Genomic DNA, 23,056 nt, shown 5'->3' with positions numbered 1-23,056 from the left:
TTAAGCTATTCTGTTGATTCTATAAAGCCCATGATATAATAACTAATCAAGCTTTTCGCCTTCAAAAACCCCGGTTTTTTCAAGTTCTTCCCTTAAGTGTTTAAATTCATCAGATGTCCAAAAAACCTTGGATTGGATTAACTGAGCTGCATCATTCCTTGCCGTTTCAAGGGCTCGAAAATCATGGACCATATCTGCTACCTTAAACTCTGGCATTCCACTCTGTTTTTTTCCAAAAAAATCCCCTGGACCTCTAAGTTCTAAATCCTTTTCACTTAGAACAAAGCCGTCATTTGTTTCAGTCATAATTCTCATTCTTTCTTTACCAACATCTGATTTTGGATCCGCAAGAAGTATACAATATGACTGTTCACTCCCTCGTCCAACACGACCTCTTAGCTGATGCAACTGCGAAAGACCAAATCTTTCTGCGTCATATATAACCATCATTGTCGCATTTGGAACGTTAACCCCTACTTCAACAACGGTAGTAGAGACAAGCACTTGTACATCATTCCCACTAAAAGCCTTCATAACGTTCTCTTTTTCCTCAGCCCCTAGACGTCCATGCATTAACCCAACCTTATAACGACTTTGGAAATAATGGGTTAAAGTACTATGTACATCTATGGCATTTTGCACATCTAGTTTTTCAGATTCCTCTATAAGAGGACAGATCACATATGCCTGTTGTCCTTTTACTAATTCTTTTTCTAAAAATCCTAGGACCCGGTCCAACATCTCTTCCTTAGCCCAATAGGTTTCGATTGTTTTTCTACCTGCTGGCATTTCGTCAATAATAGATACATCCATTTCACCGAATACAGTAATAGCAAGAGTACGCGGAATAGGTGTTGCCGTCATAAACAAGACATCGGGATTTTCACCCTTTTCTCTCAAAACCCTGCGCTGTTCAACCCCAAAACGATGCTGTTCATCTGTTATCACAAAGCCAAGCTTACTAAATATAACTTCATTTTGAATAAGTGCGTGTGTGCCAATTAATATGTCGATATCACCTTGTGCAAGACCACGCAGAATTTCCTTCCTCTTTTTTCCCTTTACGGAGCTAGTTAACAGTTCACACCTTATCTGAAATGGTTCCAATAGAATCTTTAAAGATTCTACATGTTGTTCAGCTAGGATTTCCGTGGGAACCATTAATGCACCTTGATATCCCGCAGTATAGCTTGCATAAAGCCCAATCGCAGCGACGACTGTTTTGCCGGAGCCCACATCCCCTTGGAGAAGCCGATTCATTCTATACGGTGATTTCAGATCTGACAAGATTTCATTTACGACCTTTTTTTGTGCATTTGTGAGTGGAAATGGGAGACTGTCAATAAAGTTTTTTAACTTTGGAAGATCGTATTTTTGTTCTAAGCCAGGTGAATGTTCCCGTTCGAATTTTCGTAATCCCAACATTTTCAATTGAAATGAAAGAAACTCCTCATAGACAAATCGTCTTCTCGCCTGTTTCAAATCCTCTTGATTACTAGGAAAATGCATGGCTCGCACTGCATCCCGACGATTTAATAGTTTATATTTTTTAATCAGTGATTCAGGAAATGTCTCTTCAATTAAATGTCCACATTGATGAAAAGCCAAGCTAATGAATTTTCGGATTCCTTTCATCGTTAGACTACCCTTTAAGGTGTAGACTGGTTCAAAATTATTATTTTGTACTTGGGCCCCATTATGAAATTCATTAGCTGAAATAGTCTGCCGGTGTTGATCCCACTTACCCGTAATGGTAATGGTTTCATTCATAATTATTTTATTTTTTAAATACGGCTGGTTAAAGAAAACAACCTGAATAAGATATCGTTCAACTAAAAGGCGAAAGGTAAGCCTAGACTTCTTTTTCCCATAATAGACAAGAGAAGGCTCACTATGAACCTTCCCTTCAAGCGTCACTTTCTCTTCATGCTTTACTTCTGCTAAATCACGAAGTCGATAGTCCTCATACCGATAAGGAAAATACTCGATTAAATCGTGGATTGTGAATATTTTCATATCCTCAAGTGCTATTCTAGTTTCTTCACCAATCCCTTTTAAAGCAATTACTGATTGATTAAGATTCTGTTCCACATTAATTGCGTGCAATTCCAAAGATCTTCGCTTCAAGTTCACGACCTGTCGGAGTTGCCGCCAACCCTCCTTGTGCTGTTTCTTTTAGTGCAGTCGGCATTGATTGACCTATTTTAAACATTGCCTCAATTACCTCATCACATGGTATCTTGCTGGTTATTCCAGCCAATGCCATATCAGCAGCAACCATTGCGTTGGCAGCCCCCATTGCATTTCTTTTGACACATGGAACTTCAACAAGCCCCGCAACTGGGTCACACACTAGTCCTAGCATATTTTTAAGCGTAATAGCCATCGCCTCAGCACATTGGGCAGGTGTTCCGCCGGCCATTTCAACGATGGCTGCTGCAGCCATACCTGATGCTGAGCCAACTTCTGCTTGACATCCACCAGCCGCACCGGAAATAAAAGCATTATTTGCTACAACAAACCCAAAAGCGCCAGATGTAAACAGAAAAGAAATCATTTCATTTCTTGTTGGTTTAAGCTTTTTTTGTACTGCAAACAGGGTACCTGGTACCACTCCAGCGGAACCCGCGGTTGGTGTAGCACAAATTGTTCCCATTGCTGCATTTACTTCGTTTGTTGCAACTGCTTTACTAACTGCATCTAGAACCGTTTCCCCAGTTAAAAAATTGCCTTTTTCAATGTATTTTTGAAGCAGGACTGCATCCCCACCAGTTAATCCCGAATGTGACCTTACTCCCTTAATCCCTCGTTCAACTGCTTCTTCCATTACCTTTAGGTTTTTATCCATTTTTGCGAGAATTTCTTCTCTAGAACGTCCTGTTATGCTCACTTCCTGCTCAATCATGATTTCAGAAATTTTCTTATTTTGAGTGGTGGCAAGTTCAACTAATTCAGCTACATTACGAAACATAAAATATCCCCCTTGTTGATATCAGTATATTGATTTGGACTTTTGAGCAAGTCATTACTTTTTGATTGGTCGTACTTTGCTAAACGGGTACTTTTATTTTCTAGTCCACTATTTTTGTCACTTTTAAAACATAAGGAAGTTTTTCAATATCATGGAGAACATTGTTACTGATATTTTGGTCCACTTCAATTGTCATGAGAGCAAGCTTCCCTTTTTCTTTCCTGGAATCATCCATATGACCTATATTTATTTCATTTTGTGCAAAAACATTTGCAACTCCTGCGATCGCACCAAATTGATCGTTGTGAATGACTAATACCGCAGGATGGTTACCGGAAAGCTTAAGTTCGAAGCCGTTAAGTTCAATGATTTCGATTTTTCCGCCGCCAATTGAAATTCCAACTAAGTCTAATTCTCCATTCTCATCACCAATGATAACTCTGGCTGTATTTGGGTGATCTGTAACTGCATCTTCTTCAATAAAAGTAAGCTTTATTCCTCGATTCTCCGCAATGTCCACAGCTTTTATAAGTCTTTCATCATCTGTATCAAAATCTAAAATACCGGCAACAATCGCAACATCCGTTCCATGTCCTTTATATGTTTGTGCAAAAGATCCATAAAACGAAATATTAGCCCATTTTGGTTCCCTACCAAATAAGCTTCTTGCAACCCGGCCTATTCTTGCAGCCCCAGCAGTATGGGAACTTGATGGACCAATCATTACCGGTCCAATAATGTCAAATACACTTTTATATTTCACTACTATCTCTCCCTTTACCATTCTTTAACTTTTTACACTATTTTAAATTCATTAAATGACAACGGTTACTATTATGTAGGCCGAAAAAAAGAAGGGTTTTCCCCTCCTATTTTATCCGTTCAATCTACTATTGGTCTAGTGTTAAACTCAGCCAAATTCTTTAATGAACCATTTTTCTTATTCAATCGCAAAAATAAATGAGTAAAGCGGCTGTTGCCCGTTATGAACTTCCACTTCGACATGATCAAAGTTGTCTCCGATATAATCAACAAGATGATTTAACTCAGCTTCTGTTACACCTTCACCTTGTAAAATGGTTAGAATTTCTGAATCATCATCGATCATCTCAGTAAGTAGGTCAATAGATGCTTTAACCTTATCTTTATTTTTCACAATAATTTTGCCTTCTGAAATTCCCATGAAATCATCTTTTTCAATTTCAAGACCATCAATATGTGTATCACGTACAGCAAAAGTAATTTGCCCTGATTTTACATGCTTTAAGGCTTCGTTCATAGAAGTTTCATTCGCATTTGCCGTAGCCCCGTAATTAAACCCTAGAAGGGCAGATAAACCTTGTGGCACTGTTTTAGACGGAATCACATAAACCTCTTTATCCACAACTTGTGCAGCCTGTTCGGCAGCCATAATAATATTTTTATTATTAGGTAAAATAAATGTTTTCTTTGCATTTACTTCTTTAATGGCTTTCACAATATCTTCCGTACTTGGATTCATGGTTTGGCCACCTTCAATGACGGCATGAGCTCCTATACTACGGAATAAATCTGCAATACCCGCTCCCATTGAAACAGTAACAATTCCGTATTCCTGCATTTCTTTTTTTGGTTCAGGCTTGTCCGAAACAAGCGGGGTATGTGTTTCTCCCACAATGTTTGAATGTTGCTGTCGCATGTTTTCAATTTTGATATTAATTAAGCTTCCATATCTCTGACCATAACCAAGAACCATTCCTGGCTGTTCGGAGTGTATATGCACCTTTGCAAGATCCATGTCAGATATAACAAGTAAGGAATCACCATACTGACTTAGATCCGTACGAAAGACATCTTCAGTAAAAGGATGGATAGCTAGTTTTTCCTGTTCAAATTTCACCATGAATTCTGTACAATATCCAAATTCAATATCTTCTGTATTCATATGGCTTTGAACACTTTTGTGATGTTCAGCATTTACCAATTCATCCAAAGTGGGGATGGTTGATGGTGAATTAGGAAGTAGTTCTCCTTTTAATTCAGCAAGAAAGCCTTCATAAACGAAAACAAGTCCTTGTCCGCCACTGTCGACGACCCCTACTTCTTTTAGAACTGGTAAAAGATCTGGAGTCCGTTTAAGAGATGCTTTTGCTTCGGTTAAAACTTCCTCCATTATTGTGATGATATTTTCTGTCTTTTGGGAAGCTAGAACACCTTTCTTGGCTGCATCCTTAGCAACTGTCAGAATAGTACCTTCTACTGGTTTCATAACGGCTTTATAGGCTGTTTCAACGCCAGATTCTAGTGCTTCGGCAAATTCACTTCCCGAAATTACTGCTTTATGCTCTATTGTTTTTGCGAAACCACGGAATAACTGTGATAGGATAACACCAGAATTTCCACGAGCACCCATAAGCAATCCTTTCGACAGGTGCACCCCAACTTTACCGATATGATCTTGAACATTGTTCTTTACTTCCTTTGCACCAGATGTCATCGATAAATTCATATTTGTTCCAGTATCTCCATCTGGCACAGGAAAAACGTTTAGTGCATCCACCATTTTTGCATTTACAGCTAAATGATTGGCTCCTTGGATCACCATTTCTGCAAAACGTTTTCCATCTAAGGTTGTTATAGACACAAAAGTTTCCTCCTCACAGGGGTTCGTTACACCTTTATGGATTCGTAACGCGAACACCCTGAACATAAATATTTACCGAGTCAACGGTAAGTCCAACTGTTTTTTCAAGTGTATATTTAACTTTTGATTGCACATTATGAGCAACTTCAGAAATTTTCGTTCCATAGCTTACGATAATATACATGTCAATATGTACTTCTTCATTTTCCTGCCTGACAATAACGCCACGAGTAAAGTTTTCTCTTCGCAAAATTTCCGTTAGGCCGTCTTTTAATTGACTTTTAGAGGCCATTCCGATGATTCCATAACAATCGATTGCTGCTCCTCCAGAAATGGTAGCGATTACTTCATTTGAAATATCAATTTGTCCCAACTTAGTTTTTAATTCAATGGACATGAATCGTTCCCCCTTTGGAAAATGCTATTTAACTACAGTCATTTTACTATAGTCAATTAAATATTAAAAGTTATTCTTATTAAAGAGTCCTTTGCTAAAAAAGAATGTCAAGGTTTTTTTCTTGAAAGCATATCGTTCAACTATTGCAATCCCAATCGTTGTATGATAAATTATTAAGGTATCTTTTGGTCAGAAAATTTGGCTGTGTCATCTTTTCTTTTTCCAGATAGAAGCACATGAAAGATCGTATATAAAAGCATGAAAGCTTTTGGTAGTTAAGGAGGGAATCATTATGCCACGTAAATGTGTTGTAACTGGTAAGAAAACAACAACTGGTAACTCACGTTCTCACGCTTTGAACGCTAACAAGCGTACATGGGGTGCTAATCTTCAAAAAGTTCGCATTCTTGTTGACGGAAAGCCTAAGCGTGTTTGGGTTTCTACAAGAGCGCTAAGATCAGGTAAAGTAGAACGCGTTTAATAATTGATTGGACATCCTATTTATAGGATGTCCTTTCTTTTTTCAATAATAAGATACAAAAAGCACCCATAATGGGTGCGGCTTTTGATAGTTGGTTATCTGTCTGCTTAACGAAGTTTGAATACCTTCTATTCGTTTTTCTTAAATACCCCAATCATAGCCCTTACAATTCCACCTAAAAACCTTGGCAACTTAATAGTATAAAATTTCATATGGTCCCTCCTCACCATCTTGTACAGTTTCACTTTTTTTGCCTTATCATCATATTCAAATGAAAGAAATAAGTACTGAAAAAGCCAAAAGCATTAATCTTGACTCCTTACCACTATTAATATGCCTTCAGAAAAAGAAAAAGTACCATCATCACCAAGAAGTTCATTACTAATACATAGTGTTGAACCGAGTGGAATATGACAATTGTTTAGAGGATATTTAAAGCCTTTTAAGGTGAGATTTGTGACATTTAAAGTAACAGGCACGAAAGAAATATATTTTTTAGTTACATCTTTTGAAATGGTGTGTTTTCCTGCGCTTTTCACAGATACACTATTTTTCTGATCGATTAAATAAATAGTTGTTAAATTGTTAGCCAATACTGGCTTGATCAATAATTGGACATTTGCAAAAAAATGGTCTAGCCTCCCACCACTTGCTCCGAATAAACGGATCTCTGTTGGGTTTTGTTCCAATGCCCAATTCAAAGCAAGTTCCAAATCCGTTTCATCTTTTTCAGGTTTAAATTTATTAAGATGATCAACATGTTTTTCTATTTCTACCATTTCTTCTGGGGAAACAGAATCAAAATCTCCAAAAGCAATATCAGGATTTATCTTTCTTTCAAGCAGAAAAAATACTCCACGGTCGACACCAACCCAAATGCAGTTCTCTTGGATAAAATCTGTTAAATCTGGAACAAGGTCTATCGGACCACCAGCCAATATATTAATGATCATTAAAATTTACCTCCGCTTGAATATAGGAAAAAGCCAGCAAAAAAGCCTAAGTAGTTCCGATAACGTGGAAAAAAACTTAAAAATTGTCCAAATCACAATTGAATTAGCATATTAGTTAACACGGAAAAAAGCTTGGGTTATTTCAATTTTTTTAAAGGCTCTTTTTGCATTAATGGTTGTTTTTAGACCCTAACTTTGCCCGTTGCTCTCCGCTCCGGGCACTTGCTTTCCGCGGGGAGGGATGGGAGCCTCCTCGGCGTACCGCCTGTGGGGTCTCCCATTCCCTCTATTCCCGCAGGAGTCAAGTGCCCTCCGCTCCAATCAACTCAGGTAGTTAAAGTAGAAAAATCTGAAAAAATCCTTTATAAATATAAAGAAAACTCGCCGATTGGCAAGCCCCTAATGGTGATGACAGGGGCGTAGTTGCCCTTATGCGCTAGCAGAATTTATTGATATAAATTCTGATTAGCTAAAAAAAGAATAGATATTCTCTGTCACGGGAACGATTAAGATCTATTCGTAACTGCTAATCTACTTTGATTCCACTAGACGGTTAAAAATGGTATTTTTCAGAATCATTTGTTATTTTTGAAGGACTTTTTTCTCTACCAATTATCGATTTTGGGCCTTTACCACCCGTATTATTCCATAAGACGTTTTAATAAGAAGCCTTCGTGAATCATTCATACTCTCGTCGATCAGGTGCACGATTAGCTAGGGTAATATAAACTTTTTGAAATCTTCCATCTCCTGGGTATTCTATAGTCTATTTTAGGGTAAATTTCTAAATTTACGTTTATAAATAAATCCTCAAAGAAGAATAATGTAAAAAGTGTTATTTACTGTAATATAGGTTAATGACATTCGTGGAGACCCCGCAGGACTTAAGAAAGGCACTGAAAAATTTTCCTTATTTTAATAAGGATATACAGCTGTATTAAAAAAGACGGCCCTAAAATTCAAATGCTGATTTTAAGCCGTCTTTTTTACATTGACTATGTTAAAGCACACTATTGATTTTGCACCATGTTGATTAGAGCGGAAGGTGCTCGACTCCTGCGGGAGCAGCGGGACAGGTGAGACCCCGCAGGCGCTTAAGCACCGAGGAGGCTCACCGCCCGCCCCGCGGAAAGCGAGTACCTGGAGCGGAAATCAATAGACAAGTTTCAAAGAACGTTATGTGAAATGTTTCTCCCCAAAAACGGAACTACTAAAAAAAAGCCGGCTTTCTTTTATTCTCCTCTTATTAACGATATGGCTTTTGCCCTATCTTTTTCATTATAAATTGCAGATCCTGCAACAAGAACAGTTGCACCAGCTTCAATGCATTGCTTTGCTGTTTCACTATTTACGCCACCATCAACTTCAATTTCTATTGTAAGCCCTTTTTCAAGTGCCATTTTCTTTACTGCCCTAATTTTTGGTAAAACTTCTGGAATAAACGATTGACCACCAAATCCTGGATTTACTGACATTAGTAATACCATATCAATATCCCCAATAATATGCTGGATCGTTTCAATTGGTGTTGCAGGGTTTAACACGACTCCTGCCTTAACTCCGAACGATTTAATATAGTGAATTGTTCGATGAAGGTGAATACATGCTTCGACGTGAACTGTAATATAATCCGCACCCGCTTCGGCAAAAGCTTGGATGTATTGATCAGGATTTTCAATCATTAAGTGAACATCAAGCGGTAGCTTTGTAATTGGCCGAATCGCTTTAACAACCAATGGCCCAATCGTAATATTTGGAACAAAGTGGCCATCCATTACATCTACGTGGATATAATCGGCACCCCCTGTTTCTACCTCTATAATTTCTTCCGCCAGTTTTGAGAAATCGGCAGATAATATCGAAGGGGCTATTTTCACCATGTCTAATACCTCGGCTTTCTTTCTTTTATTTCCTGTAAAAAATCAAGATAGTGATCATATCGATAGTGGGGGATTTCTCCTGATTCCACTGCTAATTTAACACCACATTTTGGTTCTTTAAGATGGAGGCAGCCTCTATACTTACAGTTTTCACTTGCCTTGTGCAATTCTGGAAAACAGAAAGTTAGATCTTCTGCCTCAATATTTGTAAATTCTAAGCTACTAAAACCCGGTGTATCTGCAACAAGCCCATTTCCTACCTTGATCAATTCTACATGTCGTGTAGTATGTTTTCCTCTACCTAGATGTGTTGAAATATCATTAGTTTTCAATTCAAGATCAGGTTTTAAGGTATTCAACAAGGAAGACTTCCCTACCCCTGATTGTCCTGCAAAAACAGAAATCTTATTTTCTAGATGTGGACTTAGCAATTGCATCCCTGTTTCCTTTTCCGAAGAGGTAAGGATTACCTCATATCCTGCTGTCCTATATGCTTGCGCATACAGTTCAATCGCATTATGCTGCTCATTTGTAATTAAATCGATCTTTGTAATACAAATTAATGGGTGAATATGATTAAATTCCACCAATACTAGAAAGCGGTCTAATAGAACAGTACTAAAGTCTGGTTCAACAGCAGAAAAGACAAGGATAGCTTGATCAACGTTAGCGATCGGTGGTCTTGCTAATTCATTTTTCCGATCCTTAATCTCTAGAACATAGCCTTCCTTATCATTTTCGGCTTGATAAACGACCTCATCCCCTACAAGGGGTGAAACATTATTTTTTCTAAAAATACCACGAGCACGGCATTGAACAAGTCCATTTTCATTAAGTACATAATAAAATCCACTCAATGCTTTAACAATTTTTCCTTCAGGCATAGCTACACTCCTTGCCCGGTTGACTTATTCTTATTCATTGTAATCTACTACTTCATCATCAATAACATTGCTATCTCGGATAACTTTAAATTCTGCTTTTTGACCATCCTGAATTGTTACCTCAATCTGTTTTTTGATTGTTTGAGTAATATAAATGGTTTCAGCTGGTTCTGTCATGCTGTGATTCATATCTTCAATGTAAATTTGCACTTCCTGTGGCTGCCCTGGTGTTGCTGGATCATATGGAATAGTAACTTCTTTAACAATCTTTTTAGGCGGTTTTTCTTCCTTCCCTTTCGAAATAACAACTGTTATTTTATCACCTTTATGCATCTCAGTTCCTGCGATTGGTGATTGAGAAATGACCATTCCTACTGGAATTGTATCATCATATTTCTGCTGGGTTGTATCAATTAATAGACCTGCTGTTTCAGCGTAGTCTTGGGCAGCTTTCTCACTATACTCTGTTAAGTTTTTTAAAGTAATTTTCTCAGGGCCCATACTTACTTTAAATTCCAAAGTTGTATTTTCTGGTGTGACCTTGTCACCTGCTGGAGGATTTTGCTCAATGATTGTTCCTGGTTCACTGTCATCATGAACTTCATTTTTCTTTATATCTTGAAAGTTTTTACCTTCCAACAAACTTAGAACAACATCATATTGCCGCCCAACATAATCTGAAAGCACAGTCTTCTCTTTTCCTGAACTTTTATAAATATCAATTTTGGCGCCTTCTTTAGCAGTTGTTCCGGCTTCTGGATCTGTTCTAATGATTTTACCTTTTTTAACCTCATCGTCTGATATTTCATTTGTATCTCCGATGACAAATCCCTTCGAAACAAGCTGTGCTACTGCATCATCCAAATTTTTTCCGCTTACATCCGGAACCTTAACATCATTTGGTTCGAGCAGACTTGGCAAGACTGTTACGGTAAAAATACCAAGGATAGCCAGAATAATAAACGTAGAAATTAAAATAATTGGCCACTTTTTGCGTTTAGTCTTATTATTCCCTTTTTTCGAGGAATCCTTAGGACTTGGATTTATTTTTTCATGATTATGAACGAGCGTTTCATCCAAATTCTGATGTGGACGATCATGAGTAATAACCGGAATTGCTTTTGTTGCCTCGTAATCAATTGGAATGACAAACTTTGGTTCATGTAATCGTTCAGGGCTTAATGCCGTTCTTAAATCTTCTTCCATTTCTTCAACACTGTTATAGCGATGGAAAGGATCTTTTGCGGTTGCTTTTAAAACAATATTTTCAACACTCTGTGGAATAGATTGGTTCCACCTTCTTACAGATGGTGTTTCAGATTGGAGATGTTTAAGCGCAATTGAAACGGCTGACTCTCCTGAAAAAGGGAGTCGTCCAGTCAACAGTTCAAACATCACAATTCCGAGCGAATAGATATCAGATTTCTTATTCGCCATTCCTCCGCGAGCTTGTTCAGGCGATAAATAATGGACAGATCCAAGTACTGAATTCGTCTGGGTTATGCTTGTTGCACTTAGTGCCATCGCAATTCCAAAGTCAGTAATTTTAACTTTCCCGTTTAGATCCATTAAAATATTATGTGGTTTGATATCTCGATGAATAATAGAATTTTGATGTGCATTCGCAATAGCAGAAGTAAGCTGCCTCATAATTCCAATTGTTTCTTCTACCCTAAGTGGTGAATACTGTTGTATGTATTGTTTTAATGTTTGCCCGTTCACATATTCCATGACAATATAATAAAGATCATTTTCTTCCCCAACATCATAAATATTCACAATGTTAGGATGTGTCAAGCTCGTAGCGGATTGGGCTTCCCTATGAAACCGTCGAATAAACTCTTCATCGTTGGTTAAATCAAGCCGAAGCATTTTGACTGCTACATCACGGTCGAGGATCATGTCATGGGCTAAATAAACATTTGCCATTCCTCCGCCGCCGATCATATCTAAAATTTTATAACGGCCATTTATTCTTTTTCCAATCATCATCTATTCATCACCCTCACTACTATCAGAAAACTCTACTATTGCCAGGGTAATGTTATCTTCTCCACCATATTCATTGGCTAGTAAAATAAGCGTTCCTGCTTTTTGCATTAGATCAGTATCATTTAAAAGTATTTCTTCCATTTCTTTTTCACTAACTTTATTAGAAAGTCCGTCAGAGCATAACAACAGACAATCCCCATCTTCAAACATAATCGTTTTAATATCCATTTCCACATTCTCTTCTGTTCCCAGAGCGCGCAGCAAAACATTCTTGCGGGGATGATGTTCGGCATCTTCCCTTGAAATTTGCCCAAATCTCACAAGTTCATTAACTAGTGAATGGTCCTCAGTTACTTGTTTAAAGCCAGTTTCATTTAACAAATAACATCGGCTATCTCCGATATTAGCCACTGTTGCAAAAGATTCAGTACTTATTGCAGCAACAATTGTAGTGCCCATACCATCGCAATCCGTGTTATTTTTGGCATGTTCAAATAAAATTTTATTTACTTTAAGAATGTGTTCCTGGAGCCAATTCTCGGCGTGTTCTGCAATGCTAATTCCGGTCGTGCTTTCCCACTGCTTCTTTAACTCATCAATGGTCATTCCACTTGCTACATCACCGGCACGGTGACCTCCCATTCCATCTGCGACAATGGTAAGAAGGTTACCATCAAGGTTTTTAAATATACCCCCGGAGTCTTCATTATGCAATCTAATTTTTCCTTGGTCTGTCATATATCCAGCTTTCATTCTTTCACCTCGTCTCTTCTTTGCGCTCCTTTGCACGAAGTTGTCCACATGCTGCGTCGATATCATGACCGTGCTCTCGGCGTATCGTTACATTGATTCCATGTTTCTTTAATTCTTTCTCGAAGGCAAAAATCTGATCTTTTGGTGTACGAACATAATCCCGTTCTGGTACATAATTAACAGGGATAAGGTTGATATGACACTTAATTCCTTTTACAAGCCTAGCTAACTCTTCAGCGTGTTCAACTTGATCATTTACACCACCAAAAAGGCCATACTCAAAACTAACTCGTCGTCCAGTCTTACCGATATAATACCTCACTGCTTCCATTAAGTCATCAAGTTTATAGGCCTTATTAATCGGCATCAGCCTTGAACGTATCTCTGTATTTGGAGCATGCAAGGAAATTGCAAAGTTAATCTGTGTGTTTTCATCAGCAAATTGATAAATCTTCGGAACAATCCCACTTGTCGAAACTGTGATGTGTCGCGCACCGATATTTAAACCCTTATCATGATTAATAATTTTTAGGAACGAGAGCATGTTATCGTAATTGTCAAACGGTTCCCCGATTCCCATGATCACAACAGAACTTACTCGTTCATCTGTCAAATCCAATGACTTTTGGACATTTACAACCTGGGCAACAATTTCACCTGCTTTTAAATCTCGTTTTAACCCACCTAATGTTGATGCACAAAACGTACAGCCAATCCTACAACCAACTTGCGTTGTAACACAAACTGAATTTCCATATTCATGACGCATTAAAACTGTTTCAATCGAGTATCCATCATGTAGTTCAAATAAAAATTTGATTGTCCCATCTGATGACTCTTGTTTAATAACAGTTTTAAGCGTTGTTATTTGAAATTGGCAAGACATCTTGTCTCTTAATTCTTTTGATAAATTACTCATTTCTTCAAACGAGGAAACTCTTTTTAGATATAGCCAATCATAGATTTGCTCTGCTCGAAATGGCTTCTCACCATTTTCTTTCAACCATTCTTTTAATTCAGGCAAAAGTAACGAATAAATGGATGGCATATTTTTGTCTATTGATGTGTTTTTCTCAGTTGTAGTTGCGTTTTCCAACTGTTACACCTTCTTTCTAAAAGTTGCAATATAAAAACCGTCTGAGCCAAAATCTTGAGGAAAAATTTGTAGTTCAAAACCTGTAATAAAGGGTTGAATTGCCTCAGGCATTCGCTCTTTAAATGTTGGATCTCCTTCATACTGGGGATTTTCTGATAAAAATACTCTTACTGTATTTTCATTTTCCTCTTTATCTACTGTACATGTGCTATAAACAAGAATTCCACCTTTTTTTACTAAAGGGGAAACTGCCTTTAATAGATTTTGTTGAATACTACTTAATTGAACCAAATCCTGCTCTTTTTTTGTATATTTCATATCAGGTTTTCTTCTCATGACACCAAGGCCCGAACACGGAGCATCAAGCAAAACCTTATCAAATGAATCATCTTTAAAATGTTCACCAACACTACGACTATCCATTGTCTTCGTTTGAATATTTGCCAAACCTAATCTACTTGCGTTTTCATTAATTAATTTTACTTTATGTTCATGAAGATCAAGTGAGATGACTTCACCTGTATTATTCATTTTCTCTGCAATATGGGTACTTTTTCCACCTGGAGCAGCACATGCATCTAAAACAGAGTCATTTTCTGTGACATCAAGTGCATAGGCAACGAGCATCGAACTTTCATCCTGTATCGATAAAAGACCTTCCTTATAAACAGTCGAGTGGGCTAAATTCCCCTTTAATGCTCTGATCGCTTCAGGAATAATTGGACTTGCTTCAATACTGAAGCCTTCTTCGATAAGACGTGCTACACACTCTTCTCTAGTTGTTTTTGTGGTGTTAACCCTAGCAGTTTGTAGTGGGGCAGTTAAATTCACCTCACACATTATCTTCGTTTTTTCATATCCGTATTGTTCAAGCCATCTTTTTATAATCCATTCTGGATGACTTGTTTCGATTGCAAGCCTTTGAACAGGGTCTGCAATTTCAGCCAAGGAAGGAAGGCCCTCTCTTTGGATGCTTCTTAAAACACCGTTAACCATACTTGCTATTCCTTTATGGCCCCTATTTTTTGCGATTTCTACCGCTTCGAATATAGCTGCACGATCAGGAATCCTATCAAGATAAACCATTTGATAAAGTGTCAACATTAGTAATTGCATAACCCAGCTTTCAATTTTACTTGTTTTCTTTAAAAAAGGCTTAATAAAGAAAGCTAAAGTCATTTTTCTTTGGAGTGTTCCATATGTCAATTCAGTTAAAAGTCCGATATCTTTTGCCGGTAATTGGTTTTTTTCAATCGCATGATTTAAAAGCAAATTGCTATAGGATTGGTTTTTTTCGATTGTGACAAGAAGATCCATTGCCGTTTCACGTACATTTTTTTTCTTTTTAGTCATGTTAATCTCCCAGCTTTAATCCTGTTGAAATTTTTGATCCAGACCCTCTTAAAAATTGTTCTCCTGTCATTTTTGTTTTTCCAGAAGGCTGAAGTTCTACAATTTTCAAACCAACTTCATTTCCTGTTGAAACAACGAATCCATCCGATTCAATTCGGAGAATAGTTCCAGGTTCACCATTCAATTCGCCCTTAACTTTCTCAGCCTTCCAAATTTTCAAAGTCTGCCCTTCAAGGCTTGTAAAAGCTACTGGCCAAGAATTCAGCCCACGGATATGGTTATATATATCTTCACCCGTTTTCGCCCAGATAATTTTTTCCTGCTCGCGCCTTATGTTAGAAGCAAAGGTTGCCTTCTCATTATTTTGGGAAATTGGATGAATGTTTCCTTCAAGCAATTGAGGAAGTGTTTCCGACAGTAATTTAGCACCGGCTTCACTTAATTTTTCATGAAGTGTTGCAACATTATCCTCATCTGTAATGGGAACTTCAATCTGAGTTATAATATCGCCTGCATCCAGTTTCTCAACCATATACATAATGGTTACTCCAGTTTTCTCTTTTCCCTGGATTATCGCGTAATGAATTGGTGCACCGCCGCGTAGTTCCGGTAACAATGAAGCATGTACATTAATGCAACCAAATTCAGGTGCATCAAGTAACTCTTTTGGTAAAATTTGGCCAAATGCTGCAGTAATAATCAGATCAGGTTTTAAAACCAGAATCTTTTCGAGTTCTTCTTTTTGCTGGATTTTCTCAGGTTGATAGACAGGAATGCTATGTTTTAATGCCTCTACCTTAACAGGGGGAGGTGTCAATATCCTTTTTCTACCAACTGGTCGATCTGGCTGGGTTACGACTCCGATTACCTCGTAGCCATCATTTATTATTTGCTGGAGTACTGGCACTGAGAAATCTGGTGTACCCATAAAAATAATTTTCGTCATACATTCCCTACCCTTCTAGCTCTTGTTCAGTTAGATATCTAATAACTTTTGTTGTAAATAATATCCCATCTAAATGGTCAATTTCATGCAATATTGCCCGAGCAAGAAAATCCTCTGCTTCTAGCGTGAACTTTCTACCCAATCGATCAAGTGCTTCAATCTTAACATAAAAAGGCCTAGTCACTTCACCATATAACCCTGGAAAGCTTAAGCAGCCTTCAGGACCGGTTTGCTCCCCTGCCGTTTCGAGTATTCTTGGATTCATCATTTCAATAGTTCCCGATTCATCATCAATATCAACAATTGCTATTTTTAGATCCAAACCAATCTGTGGAGCCGCAAGACCCACACCATCGTATTTGATCATTGTATCGTACATATCATCAAGCACTTTTGCTAACTTTCGATCAAACTTTTTCACTTCCTGGCAGTGCTGCTCAAGTATATCTGCAGGATACATTACTATTTTTCGTATTGCCAATGTAGTTCCTCCATCTGTGCCATTTTATTATGTTTTAGTAAATAACACTGTTGATTTTTGTGAAAATGGAAGTCTCGCTAACCTTACATTTTCATTTTCACCTAAAAAGTACTATTCATAACCTTCAAAATGCTTCTTCTTACATTAAAATAAACGGATTTACATCAACCGAGACCTGTAGACCGCCGCTTACATCCTTTTGATATTGGTCAAGAACCTTTTTCAATGTCTGTGTGAGATCTGGTTCCCGCTTGTATTTTATCAGACATTGGTATCGATATCTATTATTAATGCGGGGGATTGGTGAGGCAACAGGACCAAGGATAACTGCTTCATTTGAAAGCCTTGAACGTACATATTTTGTTATTTTTTCAGTGACAGAAACTACCATCATTAACTGATCATGGCTAACTGTAATTAGGGAAATAAAATAAAATGGTGGATACCTATGAATTTTCCTCACCATCATTTCCCTTTGATAAAATAGGTCATAATCCTGTTTTCCAGCAAGTTCAATACTGTAATGCTCGGGTGTGTATGTTTGAATCACTACTTCACCTGGTAATTCGTGACGTCCGGCCCGCCCACTTACTTGAGTAAGCAGCTGAAACGTTTTTTCAGATGATCGGAAATCAGGTAAATGTAGCATCGTATCTGCTGACAATACACCTACAAGTGTAATATTGGGGAAATCTAATCCTTTTGCGATCATTTGTGTTCCGAGTAGAATATCTGCTTTACCTTCTTGAAAATCATTTAGTAACCTTTCATGAGCTCCCTTGCGTCTAGTAGTGTCCACATCCATGCGAATCACCTTTGCTTCGGGGAGTACTTTTCCCAGCTCATCTTCAACCTTTTGAGTTCCTGTGCCAAAATACCGAATATGTTCACTAGAACATTCAGGACAATTCTTCGGTACATAACTCTCATGTCCACAATAATGGCATTTCATTTGCTCGCTTACACGGTGGTAGGTTAGGGAAATATCACAATTCGGGCAATTCATGACATAACCACAATCTCGGCACATGACGAAGGACGAATGACCACGTTTATTTAAAAATAAAACGGTTTGCTCTTTTTTTTCGATACGTACCTTTAGTTTCTCCAACAGACTTCTCGAAAACATGGAGCGGTTTCCACCTCTAAGCTCCTCACGCATATCAATAATTTCGACTGGGGGAAGGGATTGATTATTCATTCGACCGGGAAGGGTTAATAGGTGATAAACTCCTTTTTGCGCCCGGGCAAATGATTCTAACGAAGGAGTTGCGCTTCCTAATACTACCGGACATTTGGCATTTTTGGCTCTCTCAATTGCCACATCCCTTGCATGGTAGCGCGGCATTTCTTCCTGTTTATAACTCGTTTCATGCTCTTCATCGATGATAATAATACCGAGATTTTCAAATGGTGCAAAAATGGCGGAACGTGCTCCAACGACAACACTTACTTCCCCCGCTTGAATCTTTCGCCATTCATCATATTTTTCTCCTGCAGATAATCCACTATGCAAAACAGCAACTAGTTCCCCAAATCTCCCCTTAAAGCGATTCACCATTTGCGGTGTTAGCGCAATTTCTGGGACAAGTACAATCGCTTCTCTTCCTTGTTCGATTACTTCCTGGATCGATTGCAAGTATATTTCCGTCTTACCGCTTCCTGTTACTCCGTATAATAAAAACACTGCATGTTGCTTTTTTTTAATGTCCTTTAGAATTGGTTGAATAGCGGTTTTTTGGGTATCTGTTAAGGATAAAGGGTAAGTCCTGCTGAATTCACGATTCATAAACGGATCGCGATAAACTTCCTTTTCGATTTCAACAATAACCTGTTTTTCGACTAATGCTTTTATCGCCGATTTTGTCATTAAGTGGTCTGAAACCAGTTTTGTTAATTCAATGGGACTTCTATTCTCTAAGAAATAGATTAAAAGATCTTTTTGTTTTCCTGCTCGTGATGATAATTGTGCCAGTACTCCTTTTATTTCATCATGAGAAAGAAGTGGCATTACAAACTTCACTTTTTTCTTTTTAACCCGCTCGATCACTTCATATACGACTTCAAGATGACCATTTGTTACCTCTTTTTTCAAAGCAGAAACAATCCCATTTAGTAAGGCGTCCTCCCATGTAATCGAATTTCCCTTTTTAAAAAATGGTTGAAGTTCTTCCGGTAAACTTTCAATTCCTATACCAGCAACTAGTTTTATCTTCTTTTCATATTTTGCCTTTAATGCTGCAGGTAGCATAGCTTGAAAAGCAGATAGTTTAAAGCTAAGCGTATTTTCAGTTAACCAATGTCCAAGTTCTAATAATTCCTGATTTAATACAGGTACTAAGTCCATAGGTTCAACAATTTCTTTTAATTTTTCGATATCTGATTGGCTCTTAATGTCAGTGACAAAACCCTGTATTTTTCTTGGCCCGAATGGAACTATAACTCTTGTACCAGGTTTAATAATATCCTGCCATTTGACTGGAATGAGGTAATCAAATGTCCTATCCGTTTGCTTCGCCGGAACATCAACGATTACACTAGCAATATTCATTTCTCCAAATCCTTCAAGAGAAGAGCAGTCTCTTCGATAATCTTTTCAGCAACTTTTTGCTTGGACATTAAAGGTAATTTAGAAGCGGTTCCATCCCGTTTAAAAAGAGTCACAACGTTAGTATCAGTACCAAATCCCGCACCCTCAGACAATACATTGTTTGCAACAATCATATCTGCATTTTTTGAGATGAGTTTTTTTGTCGCATATTCATCAATGTTATTTGTTTCGGCCGCAAAACCTATAAGCAATTGCTTGGTTTTTTTCAATCCAAGTTCATGGAGAATATCCTTTGTTCTCTCCAATTCAATAACCGCTGCTTCTTGTTGTTTTTTTATTTTATTGTCATGGACTATCTTCGGACGGTAATCCGCCACTGCTGCTGATTTAATTACAATATCTGCACTGTTAAAATGTGAAAGTACAGCATCATACATTTCAGATGCACTTTCAACGCTAATACGCTCCACACCATATGGACACGCAAGGTTTGTCGGGCCAGAAATTAAGACAACCTTTGCCCCTGCTTTCACTGCTGCTTCAGCAAGTGCATAACCCATTTTTCCTGTTGAATGATTTGAGATGAAACGAACTGGATCAATTTTCTCCCTTGTCGGTCCTGCAGTTACAACCACCGTTTTTCCACTTAGAAGGTTTGAATCATTTTGGAAAAATTCCTGTACTAACAAAACGATTTTTTCTGGTTCTTCGAGGCGGCCTTTGCCAACATAACCACAGGCTAAATAGCCTTCACCAGGCTCGATAAACTGGTATCCATATTTCGTTAATGTAGTGATGTTCTCCTTAACTGCAGGATGGTTGTACATATGAACATTCATTGCTGGCGCAATCCAGACGGGAGCCGTTGTAGCTAGCAATGTAGTTGTCAACATATTATCTGCAATTCCATGGGCAATTTTTGCTATTGTATTTGCAGTTGCAGGGGCAACAATAACCAAATCTGCCCAATCTGCAAGATCAATATGAGCAATTACTTGTGGATTCTTTTCATCAAAGGTATCCATGTAAACTTCATTGCGGGATAAAGCTTGAAAGGTTAATGGCGTCACAAATTTTGCAGCAGAATCAGATAAAATAACCTTCACTTGTGCTCCCGCTTGGATAAGTTTGCTTGTTAGCGCAGCAGCTTTGAAAACTGCTATTCCTCCTGTTACACATAATACTATTTTTTTATCCTTCACCATCAACCATCCTCACTTCTTTCGTCCACATTCTATCTTTCCTTTTATTATGATAGATTGAAAACGATATTTCATCTTTTTCATTCGAATTTCTTAAAAATAAAAAAGGCTGACTCAAAAGGAAATTAACTTTCGGAGTCAGACCCTTCTTTCAGTTTTTTTTGTTGTATTTTAATCCCGTTTACGTTAAAGAAAACTCCCCTAAGGGCGATGATTAGGCGTAGTTGCCCTTATGCGCTAGCAGAATTTATAGATATAAATTCCACTTAGCTAAAACCTGGGCTATTCTTTTTGCGCAGTCTACTTACCTTGAGTATCTAAATTCTTAGCGACACGATACGTGAGTTCGCCACTATAAATTTCTTCAAGAGCTTTCCCAACACATTTATATGAAACGTACTTAGGTAATCTTTCATCTTTTGCTTGTTGCATCGCACGAGCACGCTTAGCCGCAACAGATACAAGTGAATACTTTGAATCAATTATCTCAAGCAATGAGTCAATAGAAGGATATAACATATTTATTCAGCCTCCAGCAATTTTTTATAACGAAATTCAACCCGCTCTCGGCGGCAATGTTCCGCCGTTACGATCGCTCTTATACGATCGCAAGCACGTTCAACTTGATCATTTTCGACAACATAATCATACAAACTCATCATTTCAATTTCTTCTCGGGCAGAAAGCATCCTATTATGGATAATAGCCTCTGTTTCTGTACCCCTCGTCACGATCCGGTTTTTTAACTCCGTTAAACTCGGTGGCATCAAAAAGATAAATAGCCCCTCTGGAAATTTTTCACGAACCTGACGAGCACCTTTAACTTCAATCTCTAAAAATACATCTTTACCAGAATCAAGGGTTTCTCTTACATAATCGACTGGAGTTCCATAGTAATTACCTACAAATTCTGCATACTCCAAAAGCTTACCCTGTTCAATAAGCATTTCAAACTCTTCCCTTGATTTAAAGAAATAGTCAATCCCATTTTCTTCACCCACACGTGGGGATCTTGTTGTCATCGAAATCGAATATTCAAAAGCCGTTTCCGGGTGGGAAAATATTTCTTTTCTGACTGTTCCTTTTCCCACTCCAGAGGGTCCTGAAAGTACGATAAGCAATCCCTTTTCCTGCATCTTAAAAAACCCTACCCTTCATCTAAAGTTTCATCACGGTCATATAGCCTATTAGCAACGGTTTCAGGCTGTACCGCTGAGAGAATGACATGGTCTGAGTCCATTACAATTACTGCACGGGTACGTCTTCCATAAGTAGCATCAATTAATGCTCCCCGATCACGTGCATCTTGAATAATCCTTTTTATAGGGGCAGATTCAGGGCTAACAATTGAAATAATCCGATTGGCGGAAGCAATATTTCCAAATCCTATATTTATCAATTTAATTGACATCACGATCATCCAATCATCAATAATTTAGTCTAGCCTTGTCAAGCACTTTCTAAACAGGTGCTACTCGATATTTTGAATCTGTTCCTTTAATTTTTCAAGTAGGCTTTTCATTTCGACAACCTTTTTTGCAATGTTCGAATCGTTTGCTTTTGAACCGATTGTATTTACTTCTCGATTCATTTCCTGTACAAGGAAGTCAAGTTTTCGTCCAATTGGCTCATTGTCCTCTAGTGTTTGCAAGAATTGCTGAATATGACTGCAAAGCCTTGTCATTTCTTCATTTATATCTGCTTTATCAGCAAAAATTGCAACTTCAGTTAAGATTCTAGATTCATCATATTGGCCATTTAGAAACTCTTGCATTCTTTTCGTCAATCGTTCTTTATATACTTGAACAACGAATGGAGCATATTTCCGAAGATCGAGCAATGAAGTCTCCAATTGATATAAATTTGCGGTAATATCTTTTTTTAGTTCTTCCCCTTCAGCAAGCCTCATTTGTTTAAGTAGAATAACCGCTTCTTCAATTCCAGTGAGGACAATAGTCTCAAGCTCTTCGTTCCCCATTTCACTCTCTTCAATATGTACAAGCTCATCAAGGCCCAGTAGCTCAGCCAATGATACATTTCCTTCAAGGTTGTACTTTTTCTTTGCATCTAGGAGGAACTGATAATATTCGTCAATTAGCTTCCAGTCAACATGGACTTTTCGGGTAACAGTTCCTTCGCCCTCTAAAGTCACAAATACTTCGACTCTTCCTCGGCGGATATGCTGATTAAGTTTTTTCTTTATTTTTTCCTCGATTTTTAGAAGCTGACGAGGCATTCGAATACTGAACTCAGAGAAACGATGATTGACTGTTTTAATTTCAACATTAACCGAATAAGGCCCAGATACTACCTTGCTTCTTCCAAAGCCTGTCATACTTATAACCATCTTTAGCACATCCAATCTATAAAAAAGTGCTCGATTTACATTTTAAAAAAATTGAATTTAAATTTAAAATCAATCCTACTAGATACCGCTCATGACCCTTTGCAAAAACAAAAGGCAATAGAGTCCACTCTACTACCTTTTGGATT

General features: G+C 37.9%; 22 protein-coding genes. 1 reads left to right on the top strand and 21 read right to left on the bottom strand.

Annotated features, from left to right (window positions below):
• Positions 1-42: 42 nt before the first annotated feature.
• The 5 genes from recG to RCG20_RS18000 all read right to left on the bottom strand — a co-directional run bounded on the left by recG (position 43) and on the right by RCG20_RS18000 (position 5,991).
• A complete protein-coding gene (gene recG, locus RCG20_RS18020) occupies positions 43-2,091 on the bottom strand; it encodes an ATP-dependent DNA helicase RecG (RefSeq protein ID WP_308184390.1) in 2,049 nt (682 codons plus the stop codon).
• A 1-nt stretch (position 2,092) separates the two neighbouring features.
• Positions 2,093-2,971 carry an L-serine ammonia-lyase, iron-sulfur-dependent, subunit alpha gene (sdaAA, locus tag RCG20_RS18015; RefSeq protein ID WP_308181498.1) on the bottom strand — a complete coding sequence of 293 codons (879 nt, stop codon included), beginning with the start codon at positions 2,969-2,971 and terminating at the stop codon, positions 2,093-2,095.
• A 100-nt stretch (positions 2,972-3,071) separates the two neighbouring features.
• A complete protein-coding gene (gene sdaAB / locus RCG20_RS18010) occupies positions 3,072-3,734 on the bottom strand; it encodes an L-serine ammonia-lyase, iron-sulfur-dependent subunit beta (RefSeq protein WP_308181497.1) in 663 nt (220 codons plus the stop codon).
• A gap of 177 nt (positions 3,735-3,911) precedes the next feature.
• On the bottom strand, positions 3,912-5,594 hold the full coding sequence (locus RCG20_RS18005; RefSeq protein ID WP_308181496.1) for a DAK2 domain-containing protein: 1,683 nt from the start codon (positions 5,592-5,594) through the stop codon (positions 3,912-3,914).
• A gap of 34 nt (positions 5,595-5,628) precedes the next feature.
• The gene (locus RCG20_RS18000; RefSeq protein WP_308181495.1) at positions 5,629-5,991 is read right to left on the bottom strand and encodes an Asp23/Gls24 family envelope stress response protein; all 363 of its coding nucleotides are present in this window, start codon (positions 5,989-5,991) and stop codon (positions 5,629-5,631) included.
• A 292-nt stretch (positions 5,992-6,283) separates the two neighbouring features.
• Here RCG20_RS18000 and rpmB point away from each other — a divergent pair, with 292 nt between their 5' ends.
• Positions 6,284-6,472 carry a 50S ribosomal protein L28 gene (gene rpmB / locus RCG20_RS17995; protein WP_308181494.1) on the top strand — a complete coding sequence of 63 codons (189 nt, stop codon included), beginning with the start codon at positions 6,284-6,286 and terminating at the stop codon, positions 6,470-6,472.
• A gap of 128 nt (positions 6,473-6,600) precedes the next feature.
• Here the strand turns inward: rpmB and spoVM are convergent, their stop codons facing one another.
• From spoVM to RCG20_RS17915, 16 genes are all read right to left on the bottom strand, one after another.
• Entirely contained in the window at positions 6,601-6,684 is an 84-nt protein-coding gene (gene spoVM / locus RCG20_RS17990) for a stage V sporulation protein SpoVM (RefSeq protein ID WP_308184389.1), read from the bottom strand.
• A gap of 93 nt (positions 6,685-6,777) precedes the next feature.
• Complete coding sequence (locus RCG20_RS17985) at positions 6,778-7,425, bottom strand: thiamine diphosphokinase (RefSeq protein WP_308181493.1); 648 nt, start codon at positions 7,423-7,425, stop codon at positions 6,778-6,780.
• A gap of 1,232 nt (positions 7,426-8,657) precedes the next feature.
• Entirely contained in the window at positions 8,658-9,305 is a 648-nt protein-coding gene (gene rpe / locus RCG20_RS17980; protein WP_308181492.1) for a ribulose-phosphate 3-epimerase, read from the bottom strand.
• Positions 9,306-9,307: 2 nt separating this feature from the next.
• A complete protein-coding gene (gene rsgA / locus RCG20_RS17975; protein ID WP_308181491.1) occupies positions 9,308-10,189 on the bottom strand; it encodes a ribosome small subunit-dependent GTPase A in 882 nt (293 codons plus the stop codon).
• Positions 10,190-10,219: 30 nt separating this feature from the next.
• A complete protein-coding gene (gene pknB, locus RCG20_RS17970) occupies positions 10,220-12,181 on the bottom strand; it encodes a Stk1 family PASTA domain-containing Ser/Thr kinase (RefSeq protein WP_308181490.1) in 1,962 nt (653 codons plus the stop codon).
• Positions 12,182-12,934 (bottom strand): Stp1/IreP family PP2C-type Ser/Thr phosphatase, encoded by a 753-nt coding sequence (locus tag RCG20_RS17965; RefSeq protein ID WP_308181489.1) that lies wholly within the window; start codon positions 12,932-12,934, stop codon positions 12,182-12,184. It lies immediately after the preceding gene.
• Between the two features lie 4 nt (positions 12,935-12,938).
• Entirely contained in the window at positions 12,939-13,982 is a 1,044-nt protein-coding gene (rlmN, locus tag RCG20_RS17960) for a dual-specificity RNA methyltransferase RlmN (protein ID WP_308184388.1), read from the bottom strand.
• Between the two features lie 51 nt (positions 13,983-14,033).
• A complete protein-coding gene (gene rsmB / locus RCG20_RS17955; RefSeq protein WP_308181488.1) occupies positions 14,034-15,383 on the bottom strand; it encodes a 16S rRNA (cytosine(967)-C(5))-methyltransferase RsmB in 1,350 nt (449 codons plus the stop codon).
• Position 15,384: 1 nt separating this feature from the next.
• The gene (gene fmt, locus RCG20_RS17950) at positions 15,385-16,329 is read right to left on the bottom strand and encodes a methionyl-tRNA formyltransferase (RefSeq protein WP_308181487.1); all 945 of its coding nucleotides are present in this window, start codon (positions 16,327-16,329) and stop codon (positions 15,385-15,387) included.
• A 7-nt stretch (positions 16,330-16,336) separates the two neighbouring features.
• Positions 16,337-16,810 carry a peptide deformylase gene (gene def, locus RCG20_RS17945; RefSeq protein ID WP_308181486.1) on the bottom strand — a complete coding sequence of 158 codons (474 nt, stop codon included), beginning with the start codon at positions 16,808-16,810 and terminating at the stop codon, positions 16,337-16,339.
• 139 nt (positions 16,811-16,949) lie between these two features.
• The gene (gene priA / locus RCG20_RS17940) at positions 16,950-19,361 is read right to left on the bottom strand and encodes a primosomal protein N' (protein ID WP_308181485.1); all 2,412 of its coding nucleotides are present in this window, start codon (positions 19,359-19,361) and stop codon (positions 16,950-16,952) included.
• Positions 19,358-20,566, bottom strand: a complete 1,209-nt coding sequence (gene coaBC / locus RCG20_RS17935) for a bifunctional phosphopantothenoylcysteine decarboxylase/phosphopantothenate--cysteine ligase CoaBC (RefSeq protein ID WP_308181484.1) — start codon at positions 20,564-20,566, stop codon at positions 19,358-19,360. The genes priA and coaBC overlap by 4 nt, the downstream gene beginning before the upstream one ends.
• A 297-nt stretch (positions 20,567-20,863) precedes the next feature.
• Positions 20,864-21,082: a DNA-directed RNA polymerase subunit omega gene (gene rpoZ, locus RCG20_RS17930; RefSeq protein WP_308181483.1), complete on the bottom strand. Its 219-nt coding sequence runs from the start codon at positions 21,080-21,082 to the stop codon at positions 20,864-20,866.
• A gap of 2 nt (positions 21,083-21,084) precedes the next feature.
• Positions 21,085-21,699: a guanylate kinase gene (gene gmk / locus RCG20_RS17925; RefSeq protein WP_308181482.1), complete on the bottom strand. Its 615-nt coding sequence runs from the start codon at positions 21,697-21,699 to the stop codon at positions 21,085-21,087.
• 11 nt (positions 21,700-21,710) lie between these two features.
• Positions 21,711-21,974, bottom strand: a complete 264-nt coding sequence (gene remA / locus RCG20_RS17920) for an extracellular matrix/biofilm regulator RemA (protein WP_308181481.1) — start codon at positions 21,972-21,974, stop codon at positions 21,711-21,713.
• A gap of 60 nt (positions 21,975-22,034) precedes the next feature.
• Positions 22,035-22,910 (bottom strand): YicC/YloC family endoribonuclease, encoded by an 876-nt coding sequence (locus RCG20_RS17915; protein ID WP_308181480.1) that lies wholly within the window; start codon positions 22,908-22,910, stop codon positions 22,035-22,037.
• Between the last annotated feature and the right edge of the window lie 146 nt (positions 22,911-23,056).

It is taken from the genome of Neobacillus sp. PS3-40, from assembly GCF_030915485.1.
Lineage (GTDB): Bacteria > Bacillota > Bacilli > Bacillales > Cytobacillaceae > JAUZPL01.
This window is presented reverse-complemented; position numbering and strand designations above follow the sequence as displayed.

Coding starts and splice junctions, on each gene's coding strand:
- RCG20_RS17915 (WP_308181480.1), bottom strand. CDS start 22,910: ATGGTTATAAGTATGACAGGCTTTGGAAGAAGCAAGGTAGTATCTGGG.
- RCG20_RS18000 (WP_308181495.1), bottom strand. CDS start 5,991: ATGTCCATTGAATTAAAAACTAAGTTGGGACAAATTGATATTTCAAAT.
- coaBC (WP_308181484.1), bottom strand. CDS start 20,566: ATGGTGAAGGATAAAAAAATAGTATTATGTGTAACAGGAGGAATAGCA.
- rlmN (WP_308184388.1), bottom strand. CDS start 13,982: ATGCCATCCATTTATTCGTTACTTTTGCCTGAATTAAAAGAATGGTTG.
- RCG20_RS17965 (WP_308181489.1), bottom strand. CDS start 12,934: ATGAAAGCTGGATATATGACAGACCAAGGAAAAATTAGATTGCATAAT.
- remA (WP_308181481.1), bottom strand. CDS start 21,974: ATGTCAATTAAATTGATAAATATAGGATTTGGAAATATTGCTTCCGCC.
- rsmB (WP_308181488.1), bottom strand. CDS start 15,383: ATGACTAAAAAGAAAAAAAATGTACGTGAAACGGCAATGGATCTTCTT.
- RCG20_RS17985 (WP_308181493.1), bottom strand. CDS start 7,425: ATGATCATTAATATATTGGCTGGTGGTCCGATAGACCTTGTTCCAGAT.
- spoVM (WP_308184389.1), bottom strand. CDS start 6,684: ATGAAATTTTATACTATTAAGTTGCCAAGGTTTTTAGGTGGAATTGTA.
- fmt (WP_308181487.1), bottom strand. CDS start 16,329: ATGACGAAAATTATTTTTATGGGTACACCAGATTTCTCAGTGCCAGTA.
- rsgA (WP_308181491.1), bottom strand. CDS start 10,189: ATGCCTGAAGGAAAAATTGTTAAAGCATTGAGTGGATTTTATTATGTA.
- priA (WP_308181485.1), bottom strand. CDS start 19,361: ATGAATATTGCTAGTGTAATCGTTGATGTTCCGGCGAAGCAAACGGAT.
- rpe (WP_308181492.1), bottom strand. CDS start 9,305: ATGGTGAAAATAGCCCCTTCGATATTATCTGCCGATTTCTCAAAACTG.
- pknB (WP_308181490.1), bottom strand. CDS start 12,181: ATGATGATTGGAAAAAGAATAAATGGCCGTTATAAAATTTTAGATATG.
- gmk (WP_308181482.1), bottom strand. CDS start 21,699: ATGCAGGAAAAGGGATTGCTTATCGTACTTTCAGGACCCTCTGGAGTG.
- rpoZ (WP_308181483.1), bottom strand. CDS start 21,082: ATGTTATATCCTTCTATTGACTCATTGCTTGAGATAATTGATTCAAAG.
- rpmB (WP_308181494.1), top strand. CDS start 6,284: ATGCCACGTAAATGTGTTGTAACTGGTAAGAAAACAACAACTGGTAAC.
- sdaAA (WP_308181498.1), bottom strand. CDS start 2,971: ATGTTTCGTAATGTAGCTGAATTAGTTGAACTTGCCACCACTCAAAAT.